The 20,331-nt window shown below is 59.7% G+C and carries 19 protein-coding genes; 6 read left to right on the forward strand and 13 right to left on the reverse strand.

Going from position 1 to position 20,331, the window contains the following annotated elements:
• From tilS to ftsH, 3 genes are all read left to right on the forward strand, one after another.
• The coding region (tilS, locus tag SMC1_RS03295; RefSeq protein ID WP_119085377.1) for a tRNA lysidine(34) synthetase TilS at positions 1 to 1,301 on the forward strand (1,301 nt) is incomplete at its 5' end.
• 37 nt (positions 1,302 to 1,338) lie between these two features.
• Entirely contained in the window at positions 1,339 to 1,899 is a 561-nt protein-coding gene (gene hpt, locus SMC1_RS03300) for a hypoxanthine phosphoribosyltransferase (RefSeq protein ID WP_119085393.1), read from the forward strand.
• Complete coding sequence (gene ftsH / locus SMC1_RS03305; protein WP_243626482.1) at positions 1,900 to 3,816, forward strand: ATP-dependent zinc metalloprotease FtsH; 1,917 nt, start codon at positions 1,900 to 1,902, stop codon at positions 3,814 to 3,816.
• A 79-nt stretch (positions 3,817 to 3,895) separates the two neighbouring features.
• On the opposite strand, the gene SMC1_RS03310 is transcribed toward ftsH, so the two are convergent.
• The 4 genes from SMC1_RS03310 to SMC1_RS03325 are packed head-to-tail and all read right to left on the reverse strand — an operon-like array spanning position 3,896 to position 9,257.
• A complete protein-coding gene (locus SMC1_RS03310; RefSeq protein ID WP_119085378.1) occupies positions 3,896 to 4,750 on the reverse strand; it encodes a class II fructose-bisphosphate aldolase in 855 nt (284 codons plus the stop codon).
• Between the two features lie 18 nt (positions 4,751 to 4,768).
• The gene (gene allB, locus SMC1_RS03315; protein ID WP_119085379.1) at positions 4,769 to 6,148 is read right to left on the reverse strand and encodes an allantoinase AllB; all 1,380 of its coding nucleotides are present in this window, start codon (positions 6,146 to 6,148) and stop codon (positions 4,769 to 4,771) included.
• A 12-nt stretch (positions 6,149 to 6,160) separates the two neighbouring features.
• Positions 6,161 to 7,912, reverse strand: a complete 1,752-nt coding sequence (gene ade / locus SMC1_RS03320; protein WP_207799285.1) for an adenine deaminase — start codon at positions 7,910 to 7,912, stop codon at positions 6,161 to 6,163.
• Positions 7,913 to 7,922: 10 nt separating this feature from the next.
• A complete protein-coding gene (locus SMC1_RS03325) occupies positions 7,923 to 9,257 on the reverse strand; it encodes an amidohydrolase family protein (protein WP_119085380.1) in 1,335 nt (444 codons plus the stop codon).
• A gap of 95 nt (positions 9,258 to 9,352) precedes the next feature.
• Between SMC1_RS03325 and SMC1_RS03330 the strand changes: the two genes are divergently transcribed.
• A complete protein-coding gene (locus SMC1_RS03330) occupies positions 9,353 to 10,411 on the forward strand; it encodes a DUF362 domain-containing protein (protein WP_119085381.1) in 1,059 nt (352 codons plus the stop codon).
• Between the two features lie 78 nt (positions 10,412 to 10,489).
• Here SMC1_RS03330 and SMC1_RS03335 read toward each other — a convergent pair whose 3' ends face one another.
• A complete protein-coding gene (locus tag SMC1_RS03335; RefSeq protein ID WP_165849177.1) occupies positions 10,490 to 12,412 on the reverse strand; it encodes a hypothetical protein in 1,923 nt (640 codons plus the stop codon).
• A gap of 174 nt (positions 12,413 to 12,586) precedes the next feature.
• On the opposite strand from SMC1_RS03335, the gene SMC1_RS10510 reads away from it, so the two are divergent.
• Both SMC1_RS10510 and SMC1_RS03345 read left to right on the forward strand, forming a co-directional pair.
• The gene (locus SMC1_RS10510; protein ID WP_165849178.1) at positions 12,587 to 12,880 is read left to right on the forward strand and encodes a DUF4388 domain-containing protein; all 294 of its coding nucleotides are present in this window, start codon (positions 12,587 to 12,589) and stop codon (positions 12,878 to 12,880) included.
• 21 nt (positions 12,881 to 12,901) lie between these two features.
• Positions 12,902 to 13,378, forward strand: a complete 477-nt coding sequence (locus SMC1_RS03345) for a hypothetical protein (RefSeq protein WP_119085384.1) — start codon at positions 12,902 to 12,904, stop codon at positions 13,376 to 13,378.
• Positions 13,379 to 13,462: 84 nt separating this feature from the next.
• Here SMC1_RS03345 and SMC1_RS03350 read toward each other — a convergent pair whose 3' ends face one another.
• The 8 genes from SMC1_RS03350 to SMC1_RS03385 all read right to left on the reverse strand — a co-directional run.
• The gene (locus SMC1_RS03350; protein ID WP_119085385.1) at positions 13,463 to 14,278 is read right to left on the reverse strand and encodes an RnfABCDGE type electron transport complex subunit B; all 816 of its coding nucleotides are present in this window, start codon (positions 14,276 to 14,278) and stop codon (positions 13,463 to 13,465) included.
• Between the two features lie 7 nt (positions 14,279 to 14,285).
• Positions 14,286 to 14,864 carry an electron transport complex protein RnfA gene (locus tag SMC1_RS03355; protein WP_119085386.1) on the reverse strand — a complete coding sequence of 193 codons (579 nt, stop codon included), beginning with the start codon at positions 14,862 to 14,864 and terminating at the stop codon, positions 14,286 to 14,288.
• A gap of 8 nt (positions 14,865 to 14,872) precedes the next feature.
• Positions 14,873 to 15,541 carry an electron transport complex subunit RsxE gene (gene rsxE, locus SMC1_RS03360; RefSeq protein WP_119085387.1) on the reverse strand — a complete coding sequence of 223 codons (669 nt, stop codon included), beginning with the start codon at positions 15,539 to 15,541 and terminating at the stop codon, positions 14,873 to 14,875.
• Positions 15,538 to 16,575 (reverse strand): FMN-binding protein, encoded by a 1,038-nt coding sequence (locus SMC1_RS03365; RefSeq protein ID WP_119085388.1) that lies wholly within the window; start codon positions 16,573 to 16,575, stop codon positions 15,538 to 15,540. The genes rsxE and SMC1_RS03365 overlap by 4 nt, the downstream gene beginning before the upstream one ends.
• On the reverse strand, positions 16,572 to 17,564 hold the full coding sequence (locus SMC1_RS03370; RefSeq protein ID WP_119085389.1) for an RnfABCDGE type electron transport complex subunit D: 993 nt from the start codon (positions 17,562 to 17,564) through the stop codon (positions 16,572 to 16,574). The genes SMC1_RS03365 and SMC1_RS03370 overlap by 4 nt, the downstream gene beginning before the upstream one ends.
• Positions 17,554 to 18,894 (reverse strand): electron transport complex subunit RsxC, encoded by a 1,341-nt coding sequence (gene rsxC / locus SMC1_RS03375; protein WP_119085390.1) that lies wholly within the window; start codon positions 18,892 to 18,894, stop codon positions 17,554 to 17,556. The genes SMC1_RS03370 and rsxC overlap by 11 nt, the downstream gene beginning before the upstream one ends.
• On the reverse strand, positions 18,895 to 19,317 hold the full coding sequence (locus SMC1_RS03380) for a zinc ribbon domain-containing protein (RefSeq protein WP_119085391.1): 423 nt from the start codon (positions 19,315 to 19,317) through the stop codon (positions 18,895 to 18,897). It abuts the gene before it with no gap.
• 90 nt (positions 19,318 to 19,407) lie between these two features.
• The coding region (locus SMC1_RS03385) for a bifunctional folylpolyglutamate synthase/dihydrofolate synthase (RefSeq protein ID WP_126855157.1) at positions 19,408 to 20,331 on the reverse strand (924 nt) is incomplete at its 5' end.

Raw genomic sequence — 20,331 nt, forward strand, 5'->3', positions numbered from 1 at the left:
TCGCGCTGCTACGCCTCCTCTGCTCGTTGCGGGAAAGCTGTCATCTCGACGTGGTCTGTGCCCATTTCAACCATCAGCTCCGCGGTGCCGAAAGTGATGCGGATGAGGCGTTTGTGCGGGAATTGGCAGGCTCATTGGACGTACCCTACGAAACAGGATCTGACAATGTGGGCGCGTACGCCTCCGGTCACCATCTCAGCCACGAAGAGGCGGCCCGGGAACTGCGGCTTCGCTTTCTTCGCATGACGGCGCTCAAGACAGGAGCTGCGTGCATCGCTACGGCTCACACGCGGGACGACCAAGCTGAGACGGTCCTCTTCCGACTTCTCAAGGGGACTGGCTTGCGGGGGATGTCCGGCATGGCGCCGCGGACGGGGATGTTCATCCATCCGCTGCTCGCAGTGTCAAAGGAACAGCTTCAGGGCTGGCTGCGGTCGCAGGGTTTCGTCTGGCGGGACGATCTGTCCAATACGGACGAGCGGTACGAGAGGAACTTCATCCGTACGAGCGTGATCCCGCTGATCGAGAGCCGGTTTCCTGCCGCGAAGACGGCCGTCGTGCGAACGGCGAACATGGCACGTGCCGCATGTGAGTTGTTCGAGCGGCAGACCGAGCAGGTGACCGACAACATCGAGATCCTGGAAGCGGGCGATGGAAGGCATCCCGGAGCGTTGCGCCTTGCCAAAGGGGCACTTGCGAGTCTGCCTGACCCCCTGCTGCAATATGCACTTGAGGAGATTTTCGCCACGTCGGGCGTCGGTCCCAGCTTCGAGCGGTTGACGCGGAGTACCCAGGCCATACGGAACGGCAGGACAGGCATTCGCGTAACGCTGGATGACCGTGTGATGCTCGAGGTGGGTTACCAGCACGTCTATGTCTATGGCGCCGCGTTTACCGGCCGTGTCCTTGAGTCACAGGAGATAGCGAAGTTTCCCGCAACAGTCGACTGGTTTCGGAGACGCCTGACCTTCGACGAGAAGACGCCTGCGGACGTTCCGTCAGACTTAAGGGGCGTTGGGCCGAAGGAAGCGTGGTTCGACCTGGACGCCTTGCGGTTGCCGCTGACGGTACGCCACGCGCGGTCTGGTGACCGCATGACGACGTTTGGAGGGCATCAACACAAGCTGCAGGACCTGTATGTCGACGCAAAGGTAGACCGGGTGCTCCGGGCGCGGCGTCCCGTCGTATGCGATGCAGATGGCATTATCTGGGTGCCCGCCCTCGCTCGCAGCGCCGCAGGAGTGGTGACAGCAGAGTCGCGCCGCTTCCTGCGCATTGTATACTATAGTTCACAGTGCTAAGTTGTCTCACATTGGGAGCGGGGTAGAATACATGGACATGAGAGATGATATACTCGAGGTTCTGGTCTCGACCGAAGAAGTCCAGAAACGCACAACCGAGCTGGGACAGCAGATAGGACGTGATTACGAGGGCAGGAACCCGCTGATGATCTGCATTCTGCGGGGCGCCGTCGTGTTCCTTTCCGACCTCATACGCTCGGTGCCGGTTCACGTCATGGTGGACTTCATGGGCGTGAGCAGCTATGGCGGCACCAACATGGATAGCACGGGCGTCATTAAGATCACGCGTGACGTCGACGCCAACGTGGCGCACCGCGACATTATCATCGTCGAGGATATCGTCGACACAGGCCTTACGATGAAGGCACTGGTCGATCTCATGAAGACGAGGGGCCCCAGCAGTATCGAGATCTGCACGTTCCTCTCCAAGCCGCAGCGTCGCAAGGTGGACGTGGACATCAAGTACTGCGGGTTTGAGATTCCCAATAAGTTCGTCATCGGTTACGGGCTGGATTACGACGAGAACTACCGGAACCTGCCGTTCGTCGGCGTCCTGAAACCCGAGGTCTACGAGAAGAGAAAAGAGGAGAAGGGATAAGTGGCCAACCAGAAGAAGAACGGAGGCTCAAACCCGAATCTGCTGAAAGAGCTCATCGGATGGGCGCTTCTCTTTGCCATACTATGGGGCGCCTATTCGCTGTTCTTCAACCAGCCTGTGGCCCAGCCGGCGCAATTGACATATACCGATTTCGTGGCGAAGGTTCAGGCTGGAGAGGTCAAGGACGTCAAGTTCGCGATTTCGGACGTTGTCCAGACCGGCACGGGGACGCTGAAGGACGGCACGAAGTTCACGACCATCGCGCCCCTGTACGACGCCAGCCTGTATCCGTTGCTGATCGCAAAGGGTGTGCAGGGTGACTTCAACAAGGCGCAGACGAGCATCTGGCTGACGCTGCTGATCAATGTCCTGCCGTTTGTGCTGCTGATCGGGTTCTGGTTCTTCATGATGCAGCGCATGCAGGGAGGACAGAACAACCAGGTGTTCGGGTTTGGCAAGAGCAAGGCCAAGCTGTTCATGGACAACCGCCCGCGCGTGACGTTCAAGGACGTTGCGGGTCTGGATGAGGCCAAGGAAGAGACAGGCGAGCTGATCGACTACCTCAAGAACCCGAAGAAGTTCTCGGCAATGGGTGCCCAGATTCCCAAGGGCGCGTTACTGGTTGGACCTCCTGGCTGTGGGAAGACACTGCTCGCGCGAGCAATCTCCGGCGAAGCCAAGGTGCCGTTCTTCAACGTGTCGGGTTCGGAGTTCGTCGAGATGTTTGTCGGCGTGGGCGCAAGCCGCGTCAGGGACCTGTTCGCACAGGCGAAGCAATATGCTCCATGCATCGTGTTCATCGACGAAATCGACGCCGTGGGGCGCCATCGCGGCGCAGGTATCGGTGGCGGCAACGACGAACGTGAGCAGACCTTGAACCAGCTGCTCGTCGAGATGGACGGTTTTGACGCGAACAAGGGCATTATCATCCTTGCCGCAACGAACCGGCCTGACGTTCTGGACCCGGCTCTGCTGCGTCCGGGCCGCTTCGATCGGCGCGTTGTCGTCGACCTGCCGGATGCCAAGGGACGGGAGGAGATCCTCAAGGTGCACGCTTCGGACAAGCCGTTTGCGGTTGACGTCAGGTTAGGCACGATCGCCAAGGAGACCGCCGGCTTCACAGGAGCCGACCTGGAGAACCTGCTGAACGAGAGCGCACTGCTTGCCGTCCGCAGGGGCAAGACGGATATCACGATGGAAGAGGTCGAGGAAGCCATCGACAAGGTCATCGCGGGACCACAGAAGAAGTCCAGAGTCATCAGCGCCGACGAGCGCCGGCGCATCGCCTACCATGAATCCGGACATGCCGTCGTCGGCAAGGCTCTGGCCGCGCGTGAAGAGGTCCACCGCATCAGTATCGTGTCACGCGGTATGGCTCTCGGGTTCACGTTGCAGCTCCCCACAGAAGACCGGTACATGCGCACGAGCGAGGAGCTCCTCAGGGAAGTTGCCGGCCTGCTCGGCGGAAGCGCTTCCGAGAAACTCTTCCTGGGAAGCATCTCGACCGGACCTTCGAATGATCTCGAGCGTGCCACGGACGTCGTCCACCGCATGATCCGTGCGTATGGCATGAGTGAGAAACTCGGTCCCCTTACCTACGGCAAGACCAGTGACCTGGTGTTCCTTGGGAAGGAACTCAGTGAGGAGCGCAACTACAGTGAAGAGACCGCCCAGACTATCGACGCCGAGGCCAGACGCCTGGTCGAAGAGCAGTACCGCCGCGCGACCGAAGTCCTGGAGATGAACCGTGCCGTGCTGGAGAATCTGGTGACCGTCCTGCTGGACAAGGAGACGTTGCAGGGGCCGGAACTCGAAGTGGCTCTCAGGGGCGTCATCGACCTGACGGCGAGCACTGTCCACATTCAGGCACCCGCTTCGCAGTCTGGTTCGCCGGTGAGCACACAGCCTGCGTCATAGTCCGGACACAGCAATATCAAGAAAAAGCCCCAGCCTGACGGCTGGGGCTTTTTGAATGTCCTGGAAGCCAGTAACGTTCTCAGGCGTGGTTGGCAGTGTCGAACAATTCGATCTTGCCACGCACGCCGTCCTTGATGGCCTGCAACTGTGGTTTTGCAAGGTCCCGAAATCCAATGGCGTCCGGGGTCTGCTCGAACATCGCCTTGACGGCAAGGGCGGCCTTTTTCTGCAGGAAGGTCGCAATATTGATCTTGGTGATGCCCAGCTGGATGACCTGCTTGACATCCTCATCCACTGCGCCGGAGGCGCCGTGCATGACAAGCGGCACGGTCGGCATGGCTTCGTGCAGCTTGCGGCAGAGTGCGATGTCGAGATGGGCTGCCTGGACGGCCATGGCGTGTACAGTTCCAATGGATACGGCCAGAGCGTCGACGTGCGTATCGCCAACAAAGCGAACCGCCTCGTCGACCGCGGTGTAGTGCATATCCTCGGCTTCGGTGCTTGCGCCGTCCTCAGACTTGCCGACCTTGCCGATCTCCGCTTCGACGGCCACGCCTACCTGGTGGGCAGCTTCGACGACCTGACGCGTGATGGCGACGTTCTCGGCGTACGGCAGCGAGGAACCGTCAAACATGACGGAGCTGAACCCGGCACGCAGTCCTTCGATGCAGCGCAGGAAGCTCTTGCCGTGATCGAGGTGCACGACGACGGGAATGGCATACTTGGCAGCGTAATGACGGGCGATCATGCACAGTTCTTCGAGCCCCGCAAAATCAGAGCTACCCTGCGAGATCTGGAGGATGACAGGCGCCTTCATCTCATACGAGCTTTCGACAACAGCCTTGGCATATTCCAGGTTGTGGATGTTGAACGCGCCGACCGCGTAGTGGTTCTTGAGTGCGTCCTGTGTGACTTCTTTCAACGTTACCAGCATTGTGCCACCTCCACGTGGTTAGACAGCCTTGATGAATTTTCCGTAGCCGGCTCTTGCAGGGAACTCCCCCGAACTGTCGTAGACCTGACTGCCACGCACAAACGTCTGGCGGACTACGCCTCGCAGCTCCCGTCCCTCAAAGGGCGTGTACTTGTTCTTGGCGTAGAGGTCTTCGGCGTGCACGGTCATTGGCGCATTCAGGTCGATGCAGGCGAAATCGGCATCGGAACCGACTGCAAGTATACCTTTCCGCGGGAATAAGCCAAGACGCTTCGCGGGGTTGGTACTCATGATTTCGCCAAAACGGTACAGGTTCATGCCACGGACTGCGCAGGCCTCGTAGAGCATCAGAGGGACGCGGAGCTGAACGCCCGGCATGCCTGCGTAGGCATTCCAGATGTTGTCCGTGACCTTTTCCCGAGGGTAGATGCCGGCTGCATGGTCGGTCGTCACATAGTCGATGGTCCCGTCCAGCAGGCCCGCCCAGAGCACCTCGTTGTCATAGCGGTCGCGCAACGGCGGCGTACACTTGGCCAGACTGCCCAGGCGCACAAAGTCCTCTCGGTTGAGCAACAGGTAGTGCGGGCAGGTTTCGGTCGTGGCGTCGATGCCCTGGCCTTTGGCTTGCCGGACAAGGTCGACACCTGCGGAGGTCGACATATGGACGATATGGACACGCGTATGCTCGCGGCGGGCGAGAGCAAGGACTGTGGAGACGGCGAGGGGTTCTGCATCGTAGGTGCGGCCGTCCTTGTACGCCAGAGGGTCCGAACGGCCCTCCCGAATGATCTTGTCGGTGTAGTACGTGGCAAGGAAGTAGTCTTCGGCGTGCACCGCCACCAGCATGTTGAAGTCGCGTGCAGCCTCGAAAAGCATCACCATCTGGCGCGTATCGAGGCGCGGATAGGTCTGCATGCCCGAGATGGTATAGGCCTTGATGCCGACGACGCCCAGCTTTTTAAGTTCCGGCAGCAGGCGGCGGAAGGTGCCGCTGTCGATGAAGGTTGGGGTCGTTCCGCCCCAGAACGCGTAATCGACGTAAGCCTTGGATTCGACAGCTCTCATTTTCGTCTTGAAGTTGTCGGACGTGGTCACCGGCGGAAGCGACGTGCACGGCATGTCGACGATGGTGGTGACACCGCCTGCGGCAGCACCCATAGTGCCAGTGCCGAAGTCCTCACGTTCCGTGAAGCCGGGATCGTCGAAATGGACATGTCCGTCGACCCCGCCCGGCATAACAAAGAGTCCATGCAGGTCGATGGCGGCCACTCCAGCCGGAGCAGGCTCAGCGAGTGCGGGAGAGAACTTCTCAATGATGCCGTCTGTGACCAGAATGTCGACTGCCAGGAGCATGCCGTCAGGTTGTGCTATCTGAGCGTTCTGGAAGAGCTTCTGCATGGCAAACCTCCCTTAGATGAACAGACTGACAACTTTGAATTTCTCAACGTCGATCAGGCCGAAATCCGTGATCTTGAGCTTTGGAATGACTGGAAGAGCCATGAACGCCAGCGTCATGAATGGATCGTCCAGCGGGCAACCTGTTGCGTCGCGCATGACCTTTCCCAGATCATCCAGACGGGCCGCGACCTCAGGTACGGACAGGTCGGACATGAGACCGCCATACGGGAGAGGGAGAGAACCGACAACGTGTCCGTTGTTTGTCACCGCGAGGCCGCCACCGATGAAGGCGACCTGCTGTACGGCCAGCAGCATGTCGCGGTCGGTAACGCCGCACACGACGATATTGTGGGAATCGTGGGCAATCGATGACGCCACCGCTCCCTGTTTCATCTGGAAGCCGCTGATGAATGCCACGCCTACGCGCCCGGTGGCGTGATGGCGTTCGAAGACTGCTACCTTCAGGACGTCCTGGTCGGTGTCCGACTCCACACAGCCGTGCGTGTCGACTCTTGCGTTCACGCGGCGCTCGGCGGTCACAACCTGATGGGGTATCAGCTGCAGGACTCGCAGCTGCTTGCCCGGCTCGGCCTTGACACGCAGGCTCTGGTAGGTAGGAGTGGCAATGTTGATGCTGTTCTTGATGCCGTAGCTCCTCGAAGGATGCCCGTCGTCGGGACCCAGGTAGGCACCGTCCTTCGCCACAAGTTCTCCCTTCGCGTAGGTCGATGACGGCTGGACGTGCCGCGGGTCCGGGAAGATGATGAAGTCGGCCCAGTAGCCGGGGGCAATGGCACCTTTGCGGGGGAGGTTGTAGTGGGTGGCCGGGTTGAGCGAACCAAGGCGTACAGCGGTTGGGAGGTTGATGCCCGCTTCAAGCAGCAGGTTGACCGCATAGTTGATATGTCCTTCCGAGAGCAGGTCGGACGGGTGCCGGTCGTCTGTCGCCAGCATGATGCGGTGCATGTTCTCTTTGGTCAGCAATGGGATCAGGGCTTTCACGTCCCGTGTCACCGATCCCTCGCGCATCATGATCCACATACCGCGAGCCAGCTTCTCGCTGGCTTCATCCGCCGTCGTGCATTCGTGATCGGTAGAGATACCAGCGCCGATGTATGCCTCCAGCTCTCGCCCAGTGATGAAGGGCGCGTGCCCGTCGATCAGCTGTCCGTCGAAGGCGGCTAGCTTGGCCAGGACTGCCGGATCCCTGAACAGGACGCCAGGGTAGTTCATGAACTCCGCAAGACCCAGGACCCGCGGGTTGTGGCGCAATTCCGATAGCGCATCGGCGTCGAGTGACTCGCCATTCGTCTCGAGGTGCGTCGCCGGGACACAAGAGGGAAGCATGAAGTAGAAATCCAGCGGAGAGTTGCGCGTGGCCTCGAGCATGAACCGGATGCCGCGTGCTCCAGCGACGTTGGCGATTTCATGCGGGTCTGCGATCACTGCGCCGGTGCCACACGCAAGCGCCACCTTGGCGAATTCACCCGGGATGACCATGGTACTCTCGATATGCATGTGGCTGTCGATGAAACTGGGCGCAGCATAGGCGCCTTTGCCGTCGACGACCGTCACGCCGTCATATCGCCCAATCCCTGCGATCTGACTGCCCGACAACGCAATGTCGACATCGTCCTCAATGTGCCCGTCGAAGACGTTTACGAGGTGGATGTTCCTGACGACCACGTCCGCCGGTATGCGGCCGGCTGCGACGTCGATCAGGCGTGCGATGCGTTCCTGAACTGTCTGAATTTTGCTGTTCATGCGTCTTCGCTCATGCCTTTTCCAGGATGCGGACAAGCTCGGCGTTTGCCTGTTCGACAAGCGCTTCCTCGTCGCAGCCGATGACCTGGCCATCACGGTAGACGATTTTTCCATTGATGATCGTGCATGCAATGTTGCTTGTGGATGCCTCGTAGACCAGTCGACAGTACGCGTTCGTGTGAGCTCCCGGCTGAGCGAAAACGTCCCGTCCAAGGTCCACGAGCACAATGTCAGCTCGCTTGCCCGGTTCCAGCGTTCCCAGTTCTTCGTCCATGCCGAGTGCTTTTGCGGCATCCACGGTCACCATGGAGAGGACCTGTTCGGGAGTCATCGTCTGTGGGCCATATTGCGGCCGAAAGGCCGTTGCCAGGACAGTGAGCTCGCGTACGGCGTCCATCCTCCCTCCATACAGGGGACTGTCGAACCCGGGCAGGACCGGCGTTCCCTTCCGGACAAACTCGGGGAGGCGGGACAGGGGACGGCCGAGTTTCAGGTCAGTCGTCACGTTGATGACAATGCGCGCGCCGGCCTTGCGGATGACATTCTGTTCCAGTTCCGAGGCAAACGACGGGTTGACGAGGAACGTGTTCTCTCCCAGGACTCCCAGCGTCTCGAGAGAAGCCAGTTCCTGAGATCCACTTTCGCGGCGCATGCGCTCGATCTGGCTCTTGTCCGTTGTCAGGACGATCTTAAGGGGGTAGCCGCCTGCATCGGCGAATGCCTTGGCCTGTGTCAGGCACTCATCAGTACAGAACGGAGGGTTTGTGGTGCTCACCGCATATCGCAGCAGGCCGCCCTCGCCGCTCGATGCAATGTCGTGGGCAAGCGCCTGTGCGTCGGACATCTGTTCGCGGAGCGACATACGCAGAGCCTCAGGCCAATCCGGCGTACGGTCGGCTAGCATGCGTCCGCCGATGAGCCTGAACCCGAGTGTGCGGGCTGCCTGGAGGATCTGGTCCGTGTGGCGCATCGAGCCGCCTTCGAAGAGCGTCGTGACGCCGCTGCGAATCGATTGGCAGATTCCGAGTTCAGCCGAGCAGCGAACCTGTTCGGGAGAAAGGCCTCCAACAAGCCTGAGAGCCGTTCTCTCGCGCTCTGCATCGTCCAGGATCTGGTCGGTCTGACCACGGAGCAGGCTGAAACCGAGGCGAGCGTGGCCGAAGATCAGGCCAGGAAGGACAATCATGCCTGAGGCGTCGATGGTGACGTCAGGGCGTTCGCCGCGACCGATGGCAGTGTCGATGCGCTTGATACGTCCGTCAGCGACGAGCAGGTCAGCCTTACGGGGCTGACGGTCGCCACCCATGGTCAGCAGTGTTCCGTTCTTTATGAGCAGCTTGTTCATAATGGTTGTTGCTTATTGTACCCTGCGTGTAACTCTTTGTCAAAGCGCGGATGCCTTTGCGAAACCATGTATACTGTCCTGGGCGAGGAGGTACCATGAGTCAGACAGTCATGATAGAAGCATTGGGACAAGGGATCGATGCCCGGACTCAGGCGCTCGACAATGTGTTTCGCTGGATGGAGCCACAGGGGCTCGATGATAAGCGAGTTCTTGTGTTGCTTGGCGACATCCCGGTGCCGTTGGATCTGGTGGAGCGGACGGTGCGGACGCTGTCCGGGGCCGCCCGGATTGATCTTGCCACAAGGTCTCTAGCAGGCTACGATGAGGCATATCGAAGCGCCTTGACAAGCCTGCTGGGCGAACGTGGCGACGTGATCGAGATCATCTCCGGGGAGTACGAGTCCCTGACGGTGCCCACGAGGTCCTATGGACGCCAGCTGCACAAGATGGAGACCCCCGAGCGTCGGTACATCAAGCAGGTGTTCGTGTCACGGTGCCTCGCCGAGGCCGACCTGTTCGTCGTCGTGCGCGGCCTAGAGCTCAACAGGTTCTCCGGCGTCCACGGCATCTTCGCCACGGTCCTCGACTGCCTTGCCACAAAGACGCGGACGGAGGTCCTGAGCTATGCTGCATATGGACTGATGGGAGAGGCTCTCCTGGATGTCTGGTCGGCGATCATGGGAGTCTTCGTGTTCGGTGTCCTCGACGGCGAGCGTGCCTGCGAAGAAACGTACGGGAGAACCGTCGAGACCGGCGTGATCCTCGCTGGTATCGATCCCGAGGAGTTGGACGGCTATGCGCTCATCGCAAGTGGCGGCAGGGTCTCCTGCTCGCCGTTCAGCTCTTCAGCGTCAGCACGCATCGGCAGGGGGCGTCGTGGCAGGACGGCGGACGTTGCCTCCAATATCCCGCTGGATGAACTGCGGGCACGAGTGCCCGACGGGTTCTGGCAGAGGCCCCCTGTCCGCAGTGCATTTGGCGCTCCGTCTGTCTTCCGGTTCTGCAGGCGTCCAGACAACTTCGACACGCTTGTCTGCCCGATGGGCGCAATCGAGGAAGGACAAGACGGCATACCGTTCGTCAGGCGCGCGGCGTGCGTCGCATGTGGGTGGTGTCTCAAGGAGTACGCCGAGGTATCGGCATACAGGAGGTAGGTCCTCAAGCAGCTCACCTCACCATGAAGAAGGGGCGCACACGTGCGCCCCTTCTTCATGCTCTGTGTCCGTTCGGGCCTAGCTGAAGGAAATAAGATCCCCGCCAGATTCGGCTGATATCTCTGGCGCCTTGAGACTGGCTATGTCGATGATACTGACGTCTTTGTAGTTCTTCGAGATGTTCTTGTACGTCGTGAGATAGTTCTCATATCCCATCTTCTTGGCCACCAGCAGAGCTTCGCCGACAAATCCCGGCGTCTCGAGGCGCATTGCCAGGTCCCGGGCAATCGACAGCTCGATGGGGGACAGAGCGACGATGGTGAGCTTGATCACCTGCCGCATCTCCTCTGGCACGTTCTGCAGGTCCTTGGCCGACACGGCGAGTTTGGAGATACGATTCCGATACCCGCCACGGAACAGCTGCGCCAGCGCGCCGGCATCGGTGACAACGCCGTTGTGCAACAGCGTGTCGAGTTCGACATCGCCTGAGAAGGTGGAGGGCTGTGGGGCCGGCCTGTTTGCTGGAGCCGATGCGGACGGGGGTACAGGTGCAGCGACACCTGCTGTGGCGCCAGCCGCGACCATCGTCTGCTCGAAAGACTCCTCGTCATCCAACAGCCGCGATAAAAGGTCAGTGCTGGGCGGTGTCGGCGGATTGGTCTCTGGCAGTCTCGCCGCCGGGGATTCGTGGTCCGGCTCAACGGGTTCGACTTTGACAGGGGCTTCCTCATGGACTAGAGTAGTCATTTCCTCCGTCGAAATCGGCTCTTCGATGGAACCAGCCTGCGGGACAACAGGTGCCTCAGGGACGGAGATCTCTTCAGCCTGAACGGTCTCCTGGGTTACCGAAGTTTCCTCAGCAGGCATGGGTTGGTCGAGAGGCAACACAGTGGCAGAAACGTTACTCTCTGGCTCGATGGGCTGGACCGGAGCTTCTTGCCCGATGGGTCTCAGTTCGGGTTCAGGGAAAGGTTCGAGGAGCGTTTCTGCGGGCGATTCCTGGGCCGACGAACTCTCCTGTGGAGGGGTGAGGAGGGCTTCCGAAGGAACGTCGGCTGGAACTGCTGCAGTGGCCGTGACGGGCTCCGATAGTTCGTTCTGAGTCGCGGCTGATTCTGTCTCGGGCGGGGTGAACTTCAGAAGTGGCGGCTCAGCCGATGCAATCATGGCGGCAGGCACAGCGGGCACTGTAGTGGGCACCGTATCTGCGCCGGCGAAGAAGCCAAGTGGCTCCAGGGAAATCTCCGGGACTGACGGTGAGTCGAGCCGGACATGTGATGATCCCTCCGCCATTGCGGGCTGGGCTGCCGGTTCCTGCACAGGCGGTGTTTCCTGCTTCTCGTGGGTTCGTGCCAGTTGATCCAGCGATGTCGCGGGCGACGGTTTTGGGCCTTGTTCCACAAGGCTGAACTCTATGGTGTTTTCTCCCTGCCCTGCTCTCCTGGGTGTCACCCTTGGCAGGCGCTTGCGCATATTGTGCCGGGGACGCAGAGCGAGGATGAGGATGATAAGGGCAAGAACGACGATGATCCAGAACATCCACATAGCCACAAGTTCAGGCGTCACCGAGAGGCCAGGCACCGTGCGTTCTAGAACTGGCACGACCAGCGCAGACAGAGGCAGAAACAACCGGACAGCGAGATCAGTGATCGCCTGTGTCGCGGTCTGGAGAACCTTTAGTGCCTGACCCGAGACGAAGAAATCACGGATACTCACATATAGAGGAGCAAAAAACGCACCAGTCGAGCGAGTTGCTTTCTGAATCCATGCCCACGCCGTCTGCCAGGGTCCTGACGACGGTGATTCCACGGGAGTGGATGTCTGTGTCGAGACGGCTACCGGGTAGGCCGTACGCGCGAGATCGGCATTCTCCATGACGACGATGTTGCGTCCAGCCGAGCTGGACGAATCCGCCTGAACATGCACCACGGGCACAAGACCCGCAACGGCGCAGCAGAGTACCAGAAGTCCTGTCAGAACGCTTCTTGCTCGTTTTCTCATGCTATGCGCACCATCCTTGTAGCAAGAATGTTACAGGCCATTCACCGTTTTGCAATAATGCAGGGCCTGTCCGTGTGCTGTCTCGCTCGGTCAGCTTGTGCAAACTCATACAGTAAGTATAATGCCAATATTGAAAAGAGTGATGCACATTCGGGCGTCAATGTGGAGGTGCGTATGCCGTTGGCTGGTGATCTATCGGGATTCAGCGTCGATGAGGTCGTTTCTCTTATCATGAGGGGCGGCAAATCGGGACGCCTCGTTCTGAAAGACGACGCTGCCGAGAGCTCGCTGTACTTTGACGCAGGGGCGATTGTCAAGGTGATCCACGGTCGCGTTCATGGCCCGGCAGCCCTGGTCAGTGCGCTGGCCGCATTCTCTGCTGGACAGTTCACGTTCTACGAGGACGAACAGATAGCGGCGCCCTCGATGCACGTGGACGAGTCCCAATTGTCGAGTCTCTCGCAGTAGACGCACATCGAGATGGACACGATGACACCTGTGCTTCCTGACGTCGACGAGAAACTGACGCTGATGTTGTCATTCGCGGATCCGCTTTCACTGACGCCATTGCAGTGGCTGCTCCTGGCCCAGATCCCCCAGCGTTGCACGTTGCGGCACCTGAGCGAGGGACGAGACCCGTTCGCGGTCAAGAAGGCTCTGTCTTCCCTGCTCCTCAGCGGACTCGTGCAGCGGACTGGGCGGATCATGCCTGCGGGTACCATTCGAGTCCGTCTGGCCGTGGCCAAGGGGTACACCCGGGAGGAGGAAGCCGTCGAACTCGACCAGGAGATCGTTGCTGGATGGCGTGCGTCGGGGGTCTTCGCGGGGCGGGTGCTTGTCGGAGGGCATGTCTTCACTGCATTGGCGAGACAGGGATTGGGCAAGAGCATCGTGATGTCTGCACCTGCTTGCCGGCTGTGCGGTGTGCGCGACAGCCAGGAGGTCGACGTCACCCTCGCACCATGAGAGGTTGCGCTAAGACTCAGGATATCAAACCCCCGGCCATACGGCCGGGGGTTTGCCACATGACGACTGAGCTGTTCTCAACAATCAGGACGTGACGATATCCTTCTCGATGAGCTTGAAGACCTTTGTGGGACACTTGGCAACGCATATGCCGCATGAGGTGCACAGGTGCTCATCCACCACAGGGAGCCCGCGTTCCATGTGGATGGCTCCTTCGGGGCAGGACTTGACACATATCTCGCACTTGATGCAACCTGTCTTGCATGTCGCGATGACCTTTGATTTCACGGGATTTCTATTGGAACACAGGGGCATGGCGCCCTTCTTGGTGCGCGAGACCCTGATGAGAACGTTCTGAGGACAGGCGTCAACGCACTTTCCGCACCCGGTACACTTGACGGTGTCCACATGAGGAAGGCCGTCGTCTCCCATATGGAGCGCGTCGAAAGGACAGACTCTGGTGCAGTCGCCCAGACCGATGCAGGACCACTGACACAGCTTCGTGCCTCCCGATATGATCTTGGCGGCGCGACAGGACTGGATGCCCGCATATTCAGCCTTGAGAGGGGCCTTGTCTTTCGATCCCTGGCACACGAGAACGGCGATCTGGTCGACCGCGCTGGACGTGAGGCCGAGCAGTGCGGCAATCTGGTCGCCCGCTTTCTTGCCGCCCGTCGTGCAACGGTCGGGAGTGGTCGTCCGGTGGGCGACCGCAATCGCGTAGGCGTCACAGCCCGCAAAGCCGCAGGCGCCGCAGTTGGCACCAGGGAGGATGGCTCGGACCTTGTCGACCAATGGGTCGCTGGGGATTGCGAATTTCTCGCGGAAGAAGCCCAGGGCAACGCCGATCAGCAGACCGAGGACGGCAGAGATAAGTGCTGTTTCGAGGATGATCTTCATCGCGATCTCACTTGATGAGCCCTGCAAAACCCATGAACGCTACTGCTATGAGACTTGTCGTGAGGAACAGGATAGGCGTGTCCATCATAAAGGCGGGAATCGGGGAGTTCTTGAGCCGCTGACGCACACCCGCCAGGAGGAGCATTGCAAGCAGATACCCCAGGGACACGGCGACCGAAAAGACAATGGACTGCACGAAGTTGTAGTTGTTCGTGATCTGGTCGAACGTGACAGCTAGGATGGCGCAGTTGGTCGTGATCAGAGGCAGATAGATGCCCATGGCGTGGTAGAGCGTGGGCACGCTCTTCTTGAGATAGAACTCTACCAGCTGGACCAGCGCGGCGATGACGACGATGAAGACTAGAATCTCGAGGAATTCGAGGCCATTTGGCTTGAGAATCCAGTAGTAGATGGGCCACGTGACGGCTGAAGCCATCACGGTTACGAAGGTCACGGCCAGCCCCATGCCTACGGACTGTCCTACGTCGGACGTCATGCCGATGTAGGAACAGAGTGCGATGAAGCGCATGAGGATGATGTTGTTGATGAGGAACGCTGCGACGAAGATCTTGATCAGGTCAGACATGTTCCCTCCTATGCCTTTTCGGCCGAGCCGTTTTCGCGCAGCGTGCAGCAGTTATCCTGGGTCGGTTCCGGCTTTTTGCCTGCCAGCAGTTTTCGGCGTAGGTCGTTGCTTGCAGCCATCCAGAGGGCGAATACGAGGAAGCCGCCAGGTGGCAAGATGAGGAAGATCATGGGTGCGAAGGATGACGGCATGATCTGACGTCCCAGAAGGGTCCCGTTGCCCAACAGCTCCCGGACAACCGCCAGGGCGATAAGAACCCATGTGTATCCAAGTCCCATGCCCAGGCCATCTACGACGGAGTCAGCTACGGGCTGCTTGGACGAAAACGCTTCCACGCGTCCCATGATGATGCAGTTCACCACAACGAGCGGGATGAAGACGCCCATGGACTTGGAAAGGACGGGAAAGTACGCCTTCATCTCGAGGTCCATGATGGTCGTGAATGCAGCGATGACAATCAGGAAGATGGGCATGCGGATGCTTTCCGGAATCAGGTTCCGGAACAGCGAAATGATGAGCTCGGACATGACCAGGACGAACGTCAGCGCGACGCCCATGCCGATGCCGTTGGCAACCGTGGTCGTTACGGCCATTGAGGAGCAGAGGCCGATCATGATGACAAACAGCGGGTTCTCGACGATGAGACCGTTGACGAAGACACCAAATAGGCGTTTCATAGGCCACCTCCTGCCAGAGCCTTGACCAGCGCGTCCGCAGTCGCTTTCACGAGCGCTGTGGCCCCCCTGCTGCTGAATGTAGCCCCTGAGACTGCGTCGATGTTCGTGCCGACCTCGAGAGGGGCGCCTGCTTTCTTGCCCGCGAACTGCTGGGCGAATTCCGGCGCGAGAATCGGGCTGCCTTGGCTGTCGGTGCATTCCAGAATCTGGACACCGAGAATGGTTCCATCGGTTGAAACACCCACAAGAACGGTGACCTCACCGTCATAACTCTTTGCCTTGGCTTTCGCGGATGCGCCGACGATAGTTCCGGCTTTTGTTCCCACCGAGGTTTCCAGGATGGAGACGCCAGGCACACTGGACGTCGCGGCCTTGGAGGACGTTCGGACGGTGTCGGCAGACGGAAGGACAGCGCTGGGGCCCTGTGAGGAGGGGCTCGGTGAGGAGCCTCCAATGCCGAGGACTTCGGACGCGGCCTTGCCGACGACCTGAACCAGATTGGTAATGGATCGGCTCGTAATAGTTGCGCTGGTGATGGCGATCACATCCTTCTTGACGACAAAGCCGTCGGTGAGTTTCTTGCCGGCGAACTGTCCCGGGAACGTCGTCTTGGTGGCCTTGTCGACGTAATACGTCGAACTCTCTGCATTCGCGCCGAGACCGGGGGTGTCCTTGTTCTCGAGGACCTTCACGCCTGTGATGGTCCCATCGGTCGAAACGCCGACGATCAGGGTCGTCGGGCCACCGTAGCTGGGACCGTGGACCTTGACGGCTATGCCAAGTGAGCCTGAAGGGCCGTCCGCCGTGTACGCCGCATCGAAGACAATGTTGGGGTTCGTGGACTTCACCGTGTCTGTTGGGGTGAATCCAGTGGCCTTGGGGAACACTTCGCGAAGGCCGGCCTGAAGGTCGGCCTCCTGACGTTGTGCGATGGTCTTGCTCGTGCTGTTGTAGACGAATGCAAGCCCGACACAGCCGACGATGGTGTACACTGCCAGGATAAGTCCCAGTTTGATCATCTGCCGGCGTTTCATGCGTTCACCTTCCTGGGCTTCACGAATCCGAATTTGCGGGGGATGATTTTGTCCAGATAGGGAACAACGACGTTCATGAGCAGGATGCCATAGGTGACGCCCTCAGGGAAGTTGCCGAGCTGACGGATGAGAACCGTCATGAGTCCTGCCCCGATACCGAAAGCCCACTTGCCAATGGGTGTCACAGGGGTCGTGACATAGTCGGTGGCCATGAAAAAGGCTCCCAGCAAGATGCCGCCGGCCAGCACCGAGAAGACTGGGTCCCCTCCAAACAGCCAGGACGCGGCGAATGTCGCGGCGACCATAGCGATTGGTGTTCGCAGGTCGATGACTCGCATCACCACCAGGAATGCTGCTCCCAGCAGGAGCAGCAGCCCAGACGTCTCACCGATGCAGCCTGCGCGGTTGCCAAGGAACATCTGAAGGTATAGAGCCGACTTTCCACTGGCTCCGACACTCTTCATGACGTCGGTGATGGTTCCGCCCAGCTTCAGGATACCTAGAGGTGTCGCAGTCGTTGTCGCATCGACGGCAGCCGTGTGCAGAGAGGGAGACCAGCGCGTCATGAACGCCGGCCAACTCATCAGCAGAACGGCACGCCCCACGAGAGCAGGATTTGCGAAGTTGCCGCCGAGGCCGCCGAACAGCTCCTTGGCCACGACGATGGCGAACGCGGAGCCGACTGCAGCCATCCACAACGGTGAGGATACCGGCAGGATGAGCGCGAGCAGCACCCCTGTGACGACGGCGGACAGGTCGGTGACGTGTGTCTCGCGGCGAAGCGCTTTGCGGAACAGGAATTCGGCTGCAACGGCACTGACGACGGATGCCGCTGTGACCAGCAGCGCCCGGGGTCCAAAGAAGTAAACGCCGCCCGCCAGGGCCGGGAGCAGGGCGATGATGACCATACCCATCGTTTTCTGGATATTGTAGCTGGTCACGAAGTGCGGTGCACCGGACATCATAAGCTTCATCGTGTTATTTTCCATGGCGGGCCTCCTTGGCACGCTGGTTGCGGAGAAGATCCTTGCCGAGCTTAAACCGCTGGGTGAGAGGGATGCGTGCCGGGCAGACATAGCTGCAGGCACCACATTCGAAGCAGTCAACAAGGCCGATGGCGTCGGCACGATTGAGATCATCGGACAAAAGCGCGGCATTGATCAGCATAGGCATCAGCTGTGCGGGACAGGCATCTGCACAGCGGCCGCAGCGGATGCACTGACGCTCCTCGAACTGCTTCGATTCAGCGGCAGTGAAGAACAGGATGCCGCTGGTGCCCTTGGCAACCGGGGTCTGCAGCGATGGTACGGTGATACCCATCATGGGGCCGCCGAAAATGACTTTGCGGACGTCGTCGCTCATCTGAATCACGTCGGGAATAAGATCAGCGATCACTGTCCCGATGGGAGCGTACAGGTTCTTCGGCGTCTTGCAGGCTCCGCCTGAGACGGTGAACCCACGTTCGATGAGGGGTTTGCCGTCGGCGAATGCTTCTTTGATGGCCTTGAGCGTCCCAACATTCTGGCAGATGACGCCGATGTCAAACGGGAGGCCCTTCGAGGGAACCTCGCGACCGGTAACAGCCTTCATAAGCATCTTCTCGCCACCTTCGGGGTACTTGGTGGCGACGAGGACCGTCTCCATATGCATCCCGTGAGCATGCTGCTGGAACTCGTGCTCGATGACTGGCACGGCATCGGCCTTGTTGGCCTCGATGGCGACGACTGCCCTCGTGGCTCCCACAATGTGTGCCGCAATGGCCAGTCCCTCGACGACGTCCGCAGGCGATTCGATCATCGTCCGGTAGTCGATGTTCAGATATGGCTCGCACTCGGACCCGTTTGCGATAATGGTATCGATAGGCTTGTCGGCAGGGGGAGCCAGTTTGACGTCAGTGGGGAAGGATGCGCCTCCCATGCCGACGACACCGGCATCGCGCAGGCGTTTGATCGCTTCCTCACGGGAGCAGACAAAAGCGTCGAGTGGCGGCATGTACGCCGTTTCATCGGTGCCGTCAGCTTCAATGAAGACGGCCATGCCGTCCTTCAGATTGCTCTGCGGGGCAGGCTCGATCTTCTTGACGATGCCGGTGATCGACGCATGGACGGTGGCTGCCGGGCAGGCCTGAACGTCGCCGATCATCTGTCCCTTGACCACCCGGTCTCCGACCTTTACCAGAGGCTGGTTCTGAGCCCCGATAGCCTGTGTCAGGTGAATGACGACGGACTTGGGCGTCGGGATCCGCTCGATAGGCATACTCCTCGTCCATTCTTTGTTCTCTGGAGGGTGAATGCCACCTCTGAATGTTTTCAGATTCATCTAGACCAGCTCTCCTTTTACTTCAGGCTGTTCGACCTTGTGCCCGCAGTGTGGGCACGATTTCCAGTTTGTTTCCATGAGTTCGCCGCATGCCGGACATACCGTGTGGAGTTCATTGCCACATGCGGGACAGAACCGGTACCTTGACTTCACTTCGTGTCCACAGACCGGGCATTTTCTGTCCTGCTCGTCCATGAGGAATGCATAGTAGCTTCTCTCGAGCTTGAGAACGTCATTGTTCAACTTGTCCGCCATGTGGTCGTCCAGGGTCAGGGGGTCGCGAACCAGAAAGTATACAATCAGTGGCAGCAACCCGAGGCCGACCACTGTGAAGACCGACCAGACAAGGGTATTGGCGCCTCTCCTCGAGGTGTCCTTGATGATCCAGATGAGGATGACAGCGACAAGGACGGCCGTACCCAACAGGATGGAACTGAAGTTCGGGACGACAGTGTTCTGCCAGAATTGAACCAGTAGTGTAGTGATGATGTCACCTCCCGGTGCGAAAGAATATCATGGACGCACGAATGTGTAGAGACCCATGAGCTTGCGGACTGCTCCCACAAGGTACAGGGAGCCTGTCACGAGCAGCCACGAGCCATCTGGCGTCAGGCTTCGGGCTTTCTCATATGCCCTCTCTGCGTCGTCTTCTACGATGATGGAACCGTGGGGATGGTGGCGCAGGAACTTCTCCTCCAGTTCCCACGGGCTGGCAGTCCGGCCGTTGTCAGGGACGCGGGTCAGGACGACGGTGTCTACCTCTGGAGCCAGCATGCCGGCGATGCCGTCCATATCCTTGTCCATGAGCACGCCGAACAGCATGGTGAACCGCTGGCCGGGGAAATGGGCATGCAGCGATTCCACCAGGTACTTGGCGGCTGTCCGCGTGTGTGCACCATCCAGAAGGATCGTTGGAGTACCGGGAACGAGCTCCATGCGTCCGGGCCAGAACGTCTGCCCCAGGGCACGTCGCATTGCAGGTTCAGGGACGTCGATGCCGTCCTTGACAGCCAGAGCGACGACCGCCGTGATGGCGCTTGACGCGTTCTGGACCTGATGAGTCCCGCGCAGCGAGATGGTCACGTCAGGGAGCGAAACCCGTCGCCCAAGGACCACACCGGCGTAGTCGAACGTGACGGAGTCCGGCGTGAACCGCTGCGAGGAGAAGGCGTAGTCTCGTCTAGCAAGGGCAATCTGGTTTTCCATCGTCTCGGCCTGGGCGAGCAGGGTCGCCTGGGCGGCAGGGTAGTCCTGGTGGCCGATGACCGTGATGCCCCCCTGCTTGATGATGCCGGCCTTCTGCGTCGCGATCTCTTCGACGGTGTTGCCAAGCCGGTCTGTATGTTCCAGTCCGATATTTGTGATGACGGCAACCTCGGGCACGGGGATGACATTGGTAGCATCGTACAGTCCTCCGAGACCGACCTCCCACACGAC

This window comes from Candidatus Cryosericum septentrionale, from assembly GCF_003570995.1.
GTDB classification, from domain to species: Bacteria; Caldisericota; Caldisericia; order Cryosericales; family Cryosericaceae; genus Cryosericum; species Cryosericum septentrionale.

Bases quoted from the DNA above. Each gene is read 5' to 3' on its own strand.
- SMC1_RS03355 (WP_119085386.1), bottom strand. From the start codon at position 14,864: ATGTCTGACCTGATCAAGATCTTCGTCGCAGCGTTCCTCATCAACAAC.
- SMC1_RS03330 (WP_119085381.1), top strand. From the start codon at position 9,353: ATGAGTCAGACAGTCATGATAGAAGCATTGGGACAAGGGATCGATGCC.
- SMC1_RS03335 (WP_165849177.1), bottom strand. From the start codon at position 12,412: ATGAGAAAACGAGCAAGAAGCGTTCTGACAGGACTTCTGGTACTCTGC.
- rsxE (WP_119085387.1), bottom strand. From the start codon at position 15,541: ATGAAACGCCTATTTGGTGTCTTCGTCAACGGTCTCATCGTCGAGAAC.
- SMC1_RS03310 (WP_119085378.1), bottom strand. From the start codon at position 4,750: ATGCTGGTAACGTTGAAAGAAGTCACACAGGACGCACTCAAGAACCAC.
- hpt (WP_119085393.1), top strand. From the start codon at position 1,339: ATGAGAGATGATATACTCGAGGTTCTGGTCTCGACCGAAGAAGTCCAG.
- ade (WP_207799285.1), bottom strand. From the start codon at position 7,912: ATGAACAGCAAAATTCAGACAGTTCAGGAACGCATCGCACGCCTGATC.
- SMC1_RS03350 (WP_119085385.1), bottom strand. From the start codon at position 14,278: ATGAAGATCATCCTCGAAACAGCACTTATCTCTGCCGTCCTCGGTCTG.
- SMC1_RS03345 (WP_119085384.1), top strand. From the start codon at position 12,902: ATGACACCTGTGCTTCCTGACGTCGACGAGAAACTGACGCTGATGTTG.
- SMC1_RS03325 (WP_119085380.1), bottom strand. From the start codon at position 9,257: ATGAACAAGCTGCTCATAAAGAACGGAACACTGCTGACCATGGGTGGC.
- SMC1_RS10510 (WP_165849178.1), top strand. From the start codon at position 12,587: ATGCCGTTGGCTGGTGATCTATCGGGATTCAGCGTCGATGAGGTCGTT.
- SMC1_RS03365 (WP_119085388.1), bottom strand. From the start codon at position 16,575: ATGAAACGCCGGCAGATGATCAAACTGGGACTTATCCTGGCAGTGTAC.
- rsxC (WP_119085390.1), bottom strand. From the start codon at position 18,894: ATGAATCTGAAAACATTCAGAGGTGGCATTCACCCTCCAGAGAACAAA.
- SMC1_RS03370 (WP_119085389.1), bottom strand. From the start codon at position 17,564: ATGGAAAATAACACGATGAAGCTTATGATGTCCGGTGCACCGCACTTC.
- allB (WP_119085379.1), bottom strand. From the start codon at position 6,148: ATGCAGAAGCTCTTCCAGAACGCTCAGATAGCACAACCTGACGGCATG.